The organism is Acinetobacter sp. DMC2, assembly GCF_056314305.1.
On record NZ_JBQUYP010000001.1, the window covers coordinates 124,162 to 138,049 of the forward strand.

Below are 13,888 nucleotides of genomic sequence, written 5' to 3' on the forward strand. Positions count from 1 at the left end.
AAAACAACAAGTTCCAAAATAGAACTTAAACAATAAATAGTCAACAGTACAAAGATTAAAAACGTGTTTCACTCGACCAATGTAAGTTTTAAAGCACTCATATACGAAGTTAATTTGCTGTAAAAATTTCTTTAAATGCTTTGATTTGTTTGTATTGCTGAAGCTCATCCAATGAGTTGATGCTATGAAAAAAAAGATTCTGTTTTTGAAATATAGCCACTTGAGCATGTAAAAGCTTAAAACACTCTTTCAAACTTAACCGCTGCTTTTCAATTTGCTCTGTTATGGTATTTAGACTTTCACGTTTTAATAAGCAAAATGGATATAAGGCATCTCCATTAATTGAAACATAGGCTGCCTGAGCCTGTTTATTTTTCCGAAGTGCGCCATGTAATTTGGCAACGACTTGCGTAGGTATATAGGTCACATCACAAGGAATAAACAAAACATAGTCTGCGCTTACATTTGACCATGCACTTTTCATTCCCATCAGTGGCCCGAAAAAACCTGCTGCATCATCTTGATAACATTGAATGTCCGGCACAATACTTTGATAAATTGAATAATCGCGATGGCTATTCACCCAAATTTCAGACACTGATGATCTTAGTTTCTGATGAATTTTAATCAGTTGAGTTTCACCATCAAATTGCTGCAACAATTTGTTTAAACCATTCATACGGCGAGCTTGTCCACCCGCCAGAATGACTAAATCAGTTACGGGATACCCCTTATTCACACTTCCACCTCCTGTTGGCAAGCTTTAATCAAGCCTCGGATTTCAGGTAAACATGAACCACAGTTACCACCTGCTTTTAAACAAGCTGTCACTTGTTTTTCATGAGTAATATTTTGAGTTTTGATTGCGTCTATAATTTTGTTCTTACCTACTTTAAAACAACTACAGACTAAAGGTCCGTCATTATTTGTAGCAGACATTGGCATGCCAGCCAGTAACGCTTTTCGATGTAACGCACTTAAACGTTCACGTTTAAACAGACTTGCGACCCAATCACGATCCGGTAATAAATCTGGTGGGGCGATGTATAAGCTTGCGATCACCACGCCATCTTTCAAAATAATGCTATGACTGAGTTGTGAAGAAATATCTTCGATACTCAACCATTCAAAAGTTTCATCTGCAAACGGCAAGAAGCTTTTTAGGTTCTTTTGAGTGTCATGAAAAGTTTGACGGTCTGCAAGTTCGTAACGATTAGTTTTCACCATTTTGACCTTGGTCCACCATGCACAGTGATGTAGCGATTCTTGAATATGTGAATCATATCCTTCACGCACATACAGTACACCTTGCCATGTGGTATAAAACGGTTGAATCGTGACAGGTGTATGTTTGAACTCAGGCTCGCCTGAAATAGCATCGACTTCGGGGTTAACGACTTTACCAATACGGGCATCGGAAGCAACTTGTTCAGTCCAGTGAATTGGGGCAAAAATTTGGCCACGACGTACTCCCGACGAGAATGTTACACGTAGTACACAACTGCCCCATTTTGAACGGACTTCGACCAAGCCTTGATCACGCACACCAAACTTCAAGGCATCACTCGGATGAATCTCGCAAAATGGTTCGGCACGGTGACTGGTCAAATTTGGTGACAAACCTGTACGCGTCATGGTGTGCCATTGGTCTCGAATACGTCCAGTATTCAAAATAAGTGGATAGTCTTCTGAAACCGCATGAACTGGGTCAATTGCAACGGTCGGAATCAATTTCGCCTTGGCATTTTTATGACTAAACTGACCCTTGCCAAATAGCTGTTGAACGGCATTACCATCTTGGTTTTTATTCCACACTGGCCATTGAATGGGTTGCAGCGCATTGTACTCAGCACTACTCAGATTCATTAAGCCTTTTAAGTTGAAATAACGAAAATTATTACTTTGTCCACGAGCATCTATGTCTGCATTATCTTGTGCAGATAACGCTGCATGCTCATTAAAGATGTCACTGGCACTCGCAAAGTCAAAACCTTTAAAGCCTAATTTTTTCGCGACTTGGCTAACAGACCACCAATCCGCTTTTGCTTCACCTGGCGCAGGTAAAAAAGCACGTTGACGTGAAATACGACGCTCAGAGTTCGTCACAGTTCCATCTTTCTCACCCCAACCTAAAGCTGGAAGCAAAACATCGGCATAAGCCGTAGTATCCGTATCTGCACAGATATCTGACACGACGACTAACTCGCACTTCTCTAAAGCACGTTTAACTTGATCGGCATCTGGCAGGCTCACGACTGGATTGGTTGCCATAATCCAGATGGCTTTAATTTTTTCAGCTTCAACGGCGCGGAATAAATCAACTGCTTTTAAACCCGCTTGAGTTGCAATGAATGGACTGTCCCAAAAGGTTTGCACTACTTTCTGATGTAGTGGATTATCTAAGTCCATGTGCGCAGCCAGCATATTGGCTAAGCCACCAACTTCACGCCCACCCATCGCATTGGGCTGACCTGTCATCGAAAATGGTGCAGCGCCGAGCTTACCAATTTTTCCAGTCAATAAATGACAGTTAATAATGCTATTGGCTTTATTTACACCCTGACTTGATTGATTCACACCCATTGAAAATAAGGTAATGACTTTTTCAGTTTGAGCGAATTTCTCAAAGAAATGCTGCAATTTGTCTAAAGAAATACCACTACGTTTTGCCACATATTCGATATCAGTTTCTGGCTGACTGCTTGCCAAAACATCTTGCAGACCTTCGGTATAAGCATCTACAAAGGCCTGATCGGCATGACCATTTCTATATAAATATTGAAATAAGCCATTAAACAATGCGACATCTTGACCCGGCAAAATCGGTAAATGTAAATCCGCTTGTTCACAAGTACTGGTAAAACGTGGGTCAATCACGACCACGAACATATCTGGATTTTGGTTCTTAGCCTGCATGATCCGCTGATACAGCACAGGATGACACCATGCAGTATTGGAACCGACTAAAACCACCATGTCGGCATGTTCAAAATCTTCATAGCTTGCAGGGACAATATCTTCACCAAAGCTGCGTTTATGCCCAGCAACCGCAGATGACATGCAAAGGCGCGAGTTGGTGTCGATATTTGCAGTACCCAAATAGCCTTTTACAAACTTATTTACTACATAATAGTCTTCAGTCAAAAGCTGACCTGAAACATAAAATGCAATGCTGTCACGGCCATATTGGTCGATACAAGATTGGAATTTATCGGCAATTTTATTGATTGCCACATCCCATGTCGTTACTACCCGATCTGCTTTTCGTCCCATCATCGGTTGTAAAACACGTGTTTCTAACCCCAAAGTATCCGCCAAGCGGCTACCCTTAATACATAAGCGTCCAAAGTTGGAAGGATGCTCAGCATCCCCCTCAACTTGTACCAGAGGTCCTTGAGGTTTTTGCTGGACGTTTACGCTAACACCGCAACCCACCCCACAATATGGACATGTTGTTTTGGTTATAGTTGTTGCAACATGGTCGGAGCTATCGATTTCAACGCTTGGAATACTATTCATAACTGCTCCTTTCCCTATTTAGCCTGCATTTTTTAATGCAAAATCTCGACCAAATAGCAGTTTATTTCTAAATGATGAGACTGGGGTTTGATCTGCAATTAACTCTGCATACCACATGCCATCTTCAGTATCGCCAAATAAAACTGCACCAATTACTCTATCACTTTGAATAATAATGCGTTTGTAGATGTGACGTTTTTCATCATTCAAAATAATGTCTTCATAATCATCTTTCGGCTCAAAGTTACCCGCCGAGAATACATCGACACCGCTCACCTTTAACTGAGTCGGTACGGTTGGTGCTTTAAAAGTTAAGCTGCCGTGCTCTGCTAAATGTGTCGCGCAGATAAATGCTTGACCCCATAATGGTTCAACCAAACCAAAAGTTTGTCCGCGGTGTTCAATACACTCACCCACCGCATAAATACTTGGGTCAAACGTTTGCATGGTGTCATTGACCAACACACCGCGGTTACAACGTAAACCGGCACTTTGCGCCAAGCTAATATTTGGACGAATACCCACTGCAAATACCACAAGATCGGCTTCTAAAACCGTGCCATCTTTCAAACGGATTTGTTTCACATGACCATCTTCATCACCAATTAACGCTTCAGTATTCGCTTCAGTAATAATGTGAATGCCTTTTTGCTCAATGCTATGACGCAATAACTGACTCGCACGGCTGTCGAGTTGACGTTCCATAATGCGGTCCATTAAATGCAGCACCGTCACATTCATGCCACGTTGTTTTAAACCGTACGCTGCTTCTAAACCAAGTAAACCACCGCCAATCACCACTGCATTGGTTTTTGAACCGCAGTATTCAATCATGGTGTTAACGTCATAAATATCACGGAAAGTTAACACGCCCTTTAAGTCGACACCTTGAACTGGCGGAATAAACGGAGCCGAACCTGTCGCCAAGATCAAACGGTCATAATCAACGGTTTGCCCTTTTTCGGTGTAAACCACTTTACGAGGGCGATCAATTTTTACGGCCTTGTCACCTGCAATAAATTTGATGCCTTTATCGCTATACCACTTTGGTGGATGGAGCATGATGTCTTCAATAGTTTTTTCACCTGATAAAACCGGAGATAGCATAATGCGGTTATAGTTTCCCCATGGTTCTTCACCAATTACCGTGACCTCATAACGGTCTGGTGCCATATCTAGTAAATCTTCTAGGCAACGCATTCCTGCTAAACCATTACCAATCAACACCAGTTTAAGTTTGTCTTGAGACACACCTGTATTGGTAATATAGGTTTTTTGCGGCACAGGGTTGATCAAAACACGACCATCAACAATTTTGCTCGGATAAACTGAGAGTTTTTGGTCTTTATCTTCTAAACAACGACCCGTTGCCAAACTAAAGTGTTGTTTATAGATTGGCGATGCAATGACCCGCTCACCTTGCAAATCGCCAATAATGCCGCGGCTCATGACGTTGGCTTGGCTAAACGGATCTTTATTGCTTAACACGTAAACACGTTTTTCATGCCCCACGCGAAAGATTGCAACCGCTTGACCGCCCACTAGCGCACCTGCGCCAGTATTGGGAGTTAAATCATCGAGCGCACATACATCAATCCACTGATCATCAGGAAGCATATTTTTGTCTTGTACAATATTCATAGAGATTCTCCTTGTTATGCTTCAACCATTGGAATGCGGTCTTCTGAACGTTCAGCATCAGTTAATGGACGGATCTGACCACGTTCAGTCGTAAATTGAATGTGTGGATCGGCCTGTTCACTTGCATCTGCATTGATATAGGTCTGGAAGCGTTTACGTACTTCAGGATTTTCTACCGCAGTACGCCATTCGTCTTGATATGTGCCAATAATGTGTTCCATACGACGCTCAAGCTCGGCAGCCAAACCAAGAGAATCATCAACAACTACAGATTTAAGGTAATCTAAGCCACCTTCCATGTTGTCGCGCCATACGCTGGTACGTTGTAAACGGTCTGCGGTTTGGATGTAGAACATATAGAAACGGTCGATATAACGGATGAGCGTTGCTTTATCGAGGTCAGAGGCGATTAATTCAGCATGACGTGGTTTCATACCACCGTTACCACAAACATAAAGGTTCCAACCTTTTTCAGTCGCGATAATACCCACGTCTTTACCTTGTGCTTCCGCACATTCACGTGTACATCCAGACACAGCCATTTTTAATTTATGTGGTGAACGTAAACCTTTGTAGCGGTTTTCAAGCTCAATCGCTAAACCAACCGAGTTATCTACCCCGTAACGGCACCATGTGCTACCCACACAAGATTTCACGGTACGCAATGATTTACCGTAAGCATGACCAGACTCGAAACCAGCAGCATTTAACTCTTCCCAAATGAATGGAAGCTCGTGAACTTGCGCACCGAACATGTCAACACGTTGACCGCCAGTAATTTTGGTGTACAGGTTATATTTTTTCGCGATTTGACCAATGGCAATTAAACCATCTGGAGTCACTTCACCGCCTGCCATACGCGGCACAACCGAGTAAGAACCATCTTTTTGGATGTTACCCAAGTAATAGTCGTTACTGTCTTGTAAGCCTGCGTGACTTGGCTCAAGTACGAAATCATTCCAGCAAGAGGCCAAAATGTTTGCCGCAGCTGGTTTACAAATGTCACACCCTAAACCATGACCATGTTGATGAATCAAATCATCGAAAGTTTTGATTTCATTAACACGAACCAAGTGATACAACTCTTGGCGCGAGTATGGGAAGTGTTCGCAAATATGGTTATTTACAGTCACACCTTGACGTTGTAACTCAGATTTCAATACTTGAGTCACTAATGGCGCACAACCACCACATGCTGTTGCTGCTTTGGTGCATTTCTTTAATGCACCTAAAGAGGTCGAACCATCGCTAATTGCTTGGCAGATGTCCGCTTTTGAGACGTTGTTACATGAACAGATTGTTGCGCTGTCAGGCAGCAAATCTACACCGCTGCCACCCGACTTACCTGCTGATTGCTCAAAGCCTGGCATAATCAAGCTTTCAGGAACTTCCGGTAAAGCCAGACCGTTTAACATCATTTGTAAAAGGTCGTTGTACTCTTTCGCATCGCCCACCAAAACCGCGCCCAGCAATTTGGTTTTATCTGCATTTACAACAATCTTTTTATAAACCAGCGCATGCTCATCTGCATAGAAATAGCTTAATGCACCTGGAGTCATGGCATGTGCATCGCCTACAGAAGCAACATCCACACCCATCAATTTCAACTTGGTGCTCATGTCCGCGCCAGCAAAGCAGTTACATTCCTCATCGGAAATATGTTTTGCTGCAATACGCGCCATGTCATAACCTGGTGCAACCAAACCATAAATCTTGTTTTGCCAAAGCGCACATTCACCAATGGCATAAATGTTTTGATCTGAAGTTTGGCAGTAATCATTAATGACGATACCGCCACGCTCACCAATCGCGAGTCCACTATTACGTGCAAGCTCATCACGCGGACGAATCCCCGCAGAGAATAAAATCACATCTGCTTCAAGCTCGCTACCATCTGCAAATTTCATTACATGCGTTGTGCTGTCACCGCATTCAATAGATTGCGTCGCTTTTTGTGTATGAACTTTTACGCCAAGATCTTCAATTTTGCGGCGTAAAACTTTACCACCCAAGTCATCAATTTGAACTGCCATTAAACGCGGTGCAAATTCAACAACATGTGTTTCCAACTCTAGGTCACGTAAGGCTTTCGCTGCTTCAAGACCAAGTAAACCACCACCAATCACAACACCTGTTTTTGCATTTAGACTCGCTGCACGAATCGCGTCTAAGTCTTCAATCGTACGGTAGACAAAACAGTTTTCTCGGTCATTACCTGGAATTGGTGGAACGAATGCATACGAACCAGTTGCCAACACTAATTTGTCATAGCTAATCACATCACCATGGTTGGTTGTGACTGTTTGCTCAGCTGTATCAATTGCAGTTGCTTTTGTATTAAGTCGTAAGTCAATGCCATGAGCATCGGCAAAGTCAAAACGAGCTAAAGATAAATCTTTTGCCGATTTCCCCGAAAAATATTCTGTCAAATGTACGCGGTCATACGCTATACGAGGCTCTTCCGCGAGAATCGTGATTTCCAGTTCATCATCTGCTTTTTCTAAAATGGCTTCGATGAATTTGTGGCCCACCATACCATGACCAATCATTACCAATTTCATAGTGTTTCTCCTCAAATCACGTTGCTTTTAAGCTGCGTTATTGCGATCTAAAATAGCTTGCTCAAATAGACGTTGTTCTTTTGCCTTGTGCTCTACCGAGAAGCGAATCAACATCACGAAGCATCCAGCGACAATGACAAATCCACCTAATGCCATCAGGCAAGATTGAATATCTGTCATACCTTTTAATAAAAAACCTGCAACGACCGCGCCTGCATTGCCTCCGGCACCGATAATGCCAGACACACCACCCAGTGCTTCACGGTCGATAAATGGAACCATGGCATAGGTCGCACCGCATGCCATGTTGATGAAGAGTGCAAAGACCACCATGCTCATGATGGCCAAGTGCGCGACATTCATTTGTGAAAATAAAATCAGGAATAGCCCTTCGCCCAAAATCATGACAAAGAGTAGTTTTGTACGGCCATCCAAGCCTTTTTTGATTGCTACTTTGTCAGAGAAAAAACCTCCCAAAGAGCGAGCAAAGATGGCAAGTAGTCCTAAAATTCCGGCAGTTAAGCCTGCCTCTTTTAAGCCAAAGTGAAATTTTTCGACGTAGTACATGGCCAAGATGTTGTGCATAAAAATCTCAACACCAAAACATGCGCCGTATGTACCAAATAAAATCCAGACACGGTAATTGCCAGCTGCTTGTTTCATTACAGCCCAGCCACCTTTTTTACCGCTATCGGTTACAATGCCTTGAGCGCGCAGCTCATCGAAGTTGCCTTGTGGACAGTCTTGGGTAAATTTCCAATACATGAATGCCACTACAAGCATCATTATGCCGGGCATTAAAAGTGCAATACGCCAGCCCATAGATTGCTCAACGCCAAACATCACAATTGCAGAGAGAATCAAAGGCATGACTGCTTGTGTGGTACCACCGCCGGCATTACCCCAACCTACGGCAGTTGCATTGGCTGTGCCCACTACATTTGGAGCAAACATGACGCTGGTGTGATATTGAGTGATGACAAAGCTTGCGCCAATGGCACCAATCAAAAAGCGGAAAAAGAGAAAGGATTCGTAACTTCTAACAACAGTGATCCCAATGACCGGGATACTGCCAACAAGTAAAAGCGTGATGTATGCTTTACGTGGGCCATATTTGTCACACAAAGGCCCGACAACCAAACGAACCACAATCGTGACAGCAACGGCCGCAATGCTAATGTTAGCAATTTGGTCTTTTGTTAAATGGAACTCACCTGCAATGACAGGCATGAGAGGTGCACAGGCAAACCACGCAAAAAAGCAAGCAAAAAAAGCGAGCCAACTCATGTGGAAGGCCCGCATCGCTGGAACTGTAAAATTAAACAGCTTAATAGATGTTGCTTTTGTGGCTGACAAATTCAAAGACATTGCCTTCACTCCGACTGAACGTAACTTCTTTGTGCACACCTAGGTATTCACAAACTCGATCAGAACGGACATCATTGGCCGTCTTTAAAACTCATGGTCGTCTTCGACCTGTTATTAAGTAAGCATTTTGCATGCCAGCTTTTTAAAAAATTAAATTAATTATTTTTTATTATTATTTTTCATATAGATAAAGTTTTAAAAATTATAAAAATGAATATTTTTATATTTTGGACTGCTCTAACCTTGCACAGTTATAGTGTTCAGGTAAAAATACGCTCTGCTACAAAATGAATCGTACTTTTGCACCAAAATTGATCAATAGTGCCATTAAGCATGCTAATTTAGCCTTAAAGCTCGTTTTTTTCTTTAGTTTGCTATGGCATTAATCTTGCTTAAATAATTGATAACAAAAACGCGTCGAATTGGCGCATTTTCTTAGCCTGATTTTCTGAACTTATGCCAAAACTCAAAATAGCCCTTATTGATGATGATCATGCGCGAGCCGACTATATAAGAAAAAGTTTGCTTGAAAATGATTTTGAAGTAGTCGCATGCCTTACTTTGGATCATTTGAATATCTTTCGTCTGGAACATTTGCAAGCTGATGTGATCTTGCTTGATATGGATCATCCCCATCGTGACATTATTGAAAGTTGTGTCAGTAGTTATGACCTACCTACAGTTCTATTCACCAAAAATTCCGATAAAGACACCATTAAACAAGCCATCGATGCGGGAGTAACTGCGTATATTGTCGATGGCATCGACCCTTCCCGCTTACATACCATTTTAGAAATCTCAATTGAGCAATATAAAAAGCACAAAAAACTCGAAGGTGATTTAAAAGAAGCTCAAACCAAACTTGCTGACCGCAAGGATGTCGAAAAAGCCAAAGTGTTACTGATGCAACTGCATGGCTTACCTGAAGAAACTGCATTTCAGCTTCTTAGAAAAAATGCGATGAGCCATCGCATTACAATTGGAGAAATGGCACGGCGTTTACTTGACGCTCAAAAATTACTTGGCAATCAACTAAAGGATGAATAAATGAGCAGATTAGAAAAGACTCAATTACAACTCGGCTATATTCCTTTGCTTGATTGTCTTGCATTGCTTTGGGCAAAACAAAGAGGTTTCTTTGAAGAAGTAGGTTTAGATGTTACTTTAGTTAAAGAAGCATCGTGGGCGAGTCTGCGCGACCGTCTTGCTTTTGGATTATTAGACGCGGCCCATTGCTTATCGGCAATGTTACCTGCGGCGGCTGTAGGCGCAGATCAAATTGGTACACCTTTACAAACGTCACTGGTTTTAAGTGAAAACCGTGCTTATATTAGCTTAAGTCAAAAGCTTACTCATCAACTCGCAATTCAAGAAAATGACATCGCAAAAGTAACGGCACAAAAAGTGGCGAGCTATCTTGAACAAGGTCATCCTCTTTCTTTAGCGCATGTGTTTAAGCATTCTATTCACCATTACTGTTTAAGAGAATGGCTGGCTTTATCAAACCCAAAACTTGCGCAGTCTATTCAGCTCAAAACATTACCACCACCTTATATGGTCGAAGCACTCGACAAACATGTGATTGATGGTTTCTGTGTAGGTGAACCTTGGAATACCCAAGGTGAGCTTCTTGGTTTAAGTAAAATGATTTGCTCAAGCCAAAACGTTATTCCTCCTGTCGCTGATAAGGTTTTAGCCGTAACGCAAGAATGGGCGGAGCAGCATCCACAAACGCTCGTCGCGCTCACCGCCGCAATCATGAAAGCCCAACAAGAGTTGAGTGAGTTACAAGACTTTGCGCCAATTTTAAAATTATTGGTTGAGTCTGGAATCGTTCGTTTTCATTGTTCTGAAGAAGTACATGTCGATAAATATTTCATGATTCAAGATATTGTCCGTCATTTAGTAAAAGAAAGTGCACTTCCAAAAGTAGAAGACTTTTATTGGCTGCTCGAACAAATGCAAAAATGGGATGAACTTCAAATCGAGCAAGCACAAATCACAAGTTTGGGAGCTCAATGCATTAATCTTGAGGCTTATGAACAAGCCAAACAGCGATATTCTTCATAAGTCATCTAAGAATCAAATCAGCATAAAAAAAGCTGTCTTTTATAAAAAAGACAGCTTGAAAGACCCATAAGACAAAATGCGAAACACGCATTACTATATTTTTTGGACTCAACTGATCCATTGAAAATATAGCGCTTATGCAAATGATCATATCTATCTAAACATATCATTTTCAGACATTTTCATATCAATAACTGCCACATCATCAATTTCGTTAATCATTCTCAACCTTTTAAGAGAGTACTCAAATAGTCCTCTCTTTTTATGCATAAAACTTATCTATGATCTCTACAAAATAGTAATACACAAATTATGTGGGTCAGGTCATAAATTTTATTGCTTCAAAGTAATTTCAAACATCCGTCTTAATTAGATTATTTTTTTTAGCTAAAAAGTAATTTATTGCCTATCTAGTTATATTTAAAACATTTATTAATTTTTCTCTTTATAAAATATAAATATTACGATTCAAATAATTACACAAAAAAAATTAGTGAAAAATCCTATAAGTGCCCCCTATTTTGAGTTACAAACCGCAACAATCATGGCACAAATGGTAATAATAATTAAATTAATAATCATTATCATTCACAACACATAAAAACCTGAGAAGATCTACCATGATCCATGAAAATATTCTCGACTGCATAGGTAAAACGCCACTATTACAACTATCAAGGCTATTCACGCATCAATCAGTCTCAGTGATTGCGAAAATGGAATTGTTAAACCCAGGAGGAAGTATTAAAGACCGTCCAGCATTATTCATGCTACAGGAAGGCTTGAAATCTGGAGTCATCAATAAAGATAGTCATATTGTTGAAAGCTCATCAGGGAACTTAGCTATTGCGCTTGCAATGGCATGCAAAATCTATGGATTAAAATTTACTGCCGTGATTGACCCAAAAATTGCTTCAGCAAATTTACAAATGCTGAAGCTTTATAAAGCCAATATCGAAATGGTCTCTGAAAAAGACCAAAACGGCGGTTACTTAAAAACCAGAATTGACACTGTAAAACGTCTCTGCCAACAACTACCGAATGCTGTTTGGATTAATCAGTATGCAAACCCAAACAACTGGAAAAGCCACTATTTTGGTGAAGCAGAAGAAATCCTAAATCAAATTGATCGCAAGATTGATTACCTCGTGATTGGAGCAAGTACCTCAGGCACGATTATGGGCGTATCTCGTCGCCTTAAAGAAAGATTTCCAGAATTAAAAGTGATCGCAGTCGATATCCTCGGCTCTGTGTTGTTCGGTGGTACATCTGGTCCGCGCGAAATTCCTGGCATTGGTGCAAGTACTGTCCCACCACTACTCTCCCCCGATGAAATTGATGATGTCATTTATGTAGATGACTATGAGTCAGCACTCGGTTGCAGAGAACTTCTTGAACATGAAGGAATTTTTGCAGGTGGTTCGAGCGGATCATCTATTTCAGCCATCAAAAAACTGATCCCAACCATCCCTGCTGGGTCATGTGTCTTAACGCTGTTACCCGATCGCGGCGACCGTTATCTCGATCTGGTTTATGAAGATGAATGGTTCGAGATGATCAAGAAACGTCACTTCAATCGGAAGTTACGACGCCAAGAAAACCTTACTTTACAAAATGTTGTTTAATCTTCTCCTTAGGACATATTCATGAGCAATTTGGCTACCCTTCGCTACTTAAGTCAATCAGATTTATTAAATCTTGGCGCAAATCATAGTAATTCATTTATTGAAGCGATTACTGAAGGTCTAACCCTGCATGCAAATAAACAATTTGTACAACCCTTAAAACCTTATCTTCGCTGGCAAGGTGCAGATCATATTGCTGACCGCATTATTGCTATGCCTTGCTATTTAGGTGGCAATGACCCGATTGCCGGAATTAAATGGATTGGCTCAAGACAACATAACCCTAAAAAATTCAATATTCCACGTGCTAGCGCACTGATTGTTTTAAATGACTCAGAAACAAATTATCCAGTTGCAGTGATGGAAGGCAGCTTAATTAGTGCCATGCGAACTGCTGCAATTACCGGTGTTTCGATTAAATATCTAGCGAAAAAAGACTTTTCAGACATTACCGTGATTGGCTGCGGGCCAATTGCTCAAATGCAGATTAAAACTGTGCTTGAACAATATGCTCAAGTGAAAAAAATCCATTTATTTGATGTAAATCCAGAAGCAGCTGAAAAACTCAAAGCATTGTTCCTTTCCGAATATCCACATTTAGAAATTGAAATTCATGACAGCGCCAAGTCTGCGATTCAGCAAGCTGATGTCCTCATTACCTGCACAGTTTCAGATAAACCTTACATTCCGTTTGAGTGGCTTAAAAAAGGCTGCTTTGTTTCAAATATTTCAATTATGGACATCGAGCCTGAAGTCTTCTTAAAAGTGGACAAAGTGATTGTAGATGACTGGGACCAATCAAACCGCGAAAAGAAAGTCATCAACGTACTCGTTGAAGATGGCTTATTCAGCCGTGAAAAACTACATGCTGAACTTGGTGACATCATTATTGGTCATAAAAACGGTCGCGAACACGAAGATGAAATTATTTTGCTCAACCCAATGGGCATGGCGATTGATGACATTGTCTGCGCTAAGTGGTTCTTCAATGCCGCACAAGAACAAAACGTTGGTACGGTTCTACCGCTTTTATAAGAATAGGAATAAATAAAATGTTAGATCGGATTTACACAGCACAACTACAAAAAACGATAGATGCACTCT

The 13,888-nt window shown here is 41.2% G+C and carries 10 protein-coding genes; 4 read left to right on the forward strand and 6 right to left on the reverse strand.

Going from position 1 to position 13,888, the window contains the following annotated elements:
* Positions 1-109: 109 nt before the first annotated feature.
* The 5 genes from mobA to ACT53H_RS00650 are packed head-to-tail and all read right to left on the reverse strand — an operon-like array spanning position 110 to position 9,089.
* On the reverse strand, positions 110-739 hold the full coding sequence (gene mobA / locus ACT53H_RS00630; protein WP_004791797.1) for a molybdenum cofactor guanylyltransferase: 630 nt from the start codon (positions 737-739) through the stop codon (positions 110-112).
* Positions 736-3,519, reverse strand: coding sequence for a molybdopterin-dependent oxidoreductase (locus ACT53H_RS00635; protein WP_476008360.1), 2,784 nt, complete (start codon positions 3,517-3,519; stop codon positions 736-738). Before ACT53H_RS00635 ends, mobA begins: the two co-directional genes overlap by 4 nt.
* A gap of 18 nt (positions 3,520-3,537) precedes the next feature.
* Positions 3,538-5,160 carry a nitrite reductase small subunit NirD gene (gene nirD / locus ACT53H_RS00640; RefSeq protein WP_476008361.1) on the reverse strand — a complete coding sequence of 541 codons (1,623 nt, stop codon included), beginning with the start codon at positions 5,158-5,160 and terminating at the stop codon, positions 3,538-3,540.
* A 14-nt stretch (positions 5,161-5,174) separates the two neighbouring features.
* Entirely contained in the window at positions 5,175-7,721 is a 2,547-nt protein-coding gene (nirB, locus tag ACT53H_RS00645) for a nitrite reductase large subunit NirB (RefSeq protein ID WP_476008362.1), read from the reverse strand.
* A 27-nt stretch (positions 7,722-7,748) separates the two neighbouring features.
* Positions 7,749-9,089 (reverse strand): MFS transporter, encoded by a 1,341-nt coding sequence (locus ACT53H_RS00650; protein WP_476008363.1) that lies wholly within the window; start codon positions 9,087-9,089, stop codon positions 7,749-7,751.
* 456 nt (positions 9,090-9,545) lie between these two features.
* Here ACT53H_RS00650 and ACT53H_RS00655 point away from each other — a divergent pair, with 456 nt between their 5' ends.
* Positions 9,546-10,136: an ANTAR domain-containing response regulator gene (locus ACT53H_RS00655; RefSeq protein WP_016140698.1), complete on the forward strand. Its 591-nt coding sequence runs from the start codon at positions 9,546-9,548 to the stop codon at positions 10,134-10,136.
* Positions 10,137-11,159: an ABC transporter substrate-binding protein gene (locus tag ACT53H_RS00660; protein ID WP_476008364.1), complete on the forward strand. Its 1,023-nt coding sequence runs from the start codon at positions 10,137-10,139 to the stop codon at positions 11,157-11,159. It begins immediately after the preceding gene.
* Between the two features lies 1 nt (position 11,160).
* On the opposite strand, the gene ACT53H_RS00665 is transcribed toward ACT53H_RS00660, so the two are convergent.
* Complete coding sequence (locus ACT53H_RS00665; protein ID WP_081399497.1) at positions 11,161-11,280, reverse strand: hypothetical protein; 120 nt, start codon at positions 11,278-11,280, stop codon at positions 11,161-11,163.
* Positions 11,281-11,779: 499 nt separating this feature from the next.
* Here ACT53H_RS00665 and sbnA point away from each other — a divergent pair, with 499 nt between their 5' ends.
* Together sbnA and sbnB are read left to right on the forward strand one after the other, a co-directional pair.
* The gene (gene sbnA / locus ACT53H_RS00670) at positions 11,780-12,784 is read left to right on the forward strand and encodes a 2,3-diaminopropionate biosynthesis protein SbnA (RefSeq protein ID WP_476008365.1); all 1,005 of its coding nucleotides are present in this window, start codon (positions 11,780-11,782) and stop codon (positions 12,782-12,784) included.
* A gap of 21 nt (positions 12,785-12,805) precedes the next feature.
* Entirely contained in the window at positions 12,806-13,819 is a 1,014-nt protein-coding gene (gene sbnB / locus ACT53H_RS00675) for a 2,3-diaminopropionate biosynthesis protein SbnB (protein WP_003652251.1), read from the forward strand.
* The last annotated feature ends 69 nt before the right edge of the window (positions 13,820-13,888 follow it).

Coding starts and splice junctions, on each gene's coding strand:
- ACT53H_RS00635 (WP_476008360.1), bottom strand. CDS start 3,519: ATGAATAGTATTCCAAGCGTTGAAATCGATAGCTCCGACCATGTTGCA.
- nirD (WP_476008361.1), bottom strand. CDS start 5,160: ATGAATATTGTACAAGACAAAAATATGCTTCCTGATGATCAGTGGATT.
- nirB (WP_476008362.1), bottom strand. CDS start 7,721: ATGAAATTGGTAATGATTGGTCATGGTATGGTGGGCCACAAATTCATC.
- ACT53H_RS00650 (WP_476008363.1), bottom strand. CDS start 9,089: ATGTCTTTGAATTTGTCAGCCACAAAAGCAACATCTATTAAGCTGTTT.
- ACT53H_RS00655 (WP_016140698.1), top strand. CDS start 9,546: ATGCCAAAACTCAAAATAGCCCTTATTGATGATGATCATGCGCGAGCC.
- ACT53H_RS00660 (WP_476008364.1), top strand. CDS start 10,137: ATGAGCAGATTAGAAAAGACTCAATTACAACTCGGCTATATTCCTTTG.
- ACT53H_RS00665 (WP_081399497.1), bottom strand. CDS start 11,280: ATGGATCAGTTGAGTCCAAAAAATATAGTAATGCGTGTTTCGCATTTT.
- sbnA (WP_476008365.1), top strand. CDS start 11,780: ATGATCCATGAAAATATTCTCGACTGCATAGGTAAAACGCCACTATTA.
- sbnB (WP_003652251.1), top strand. CDS start 12,806: ATGAGCAATTTGGCTACCCTTCGCTACTTAAGTCAATCAGATTTATTA.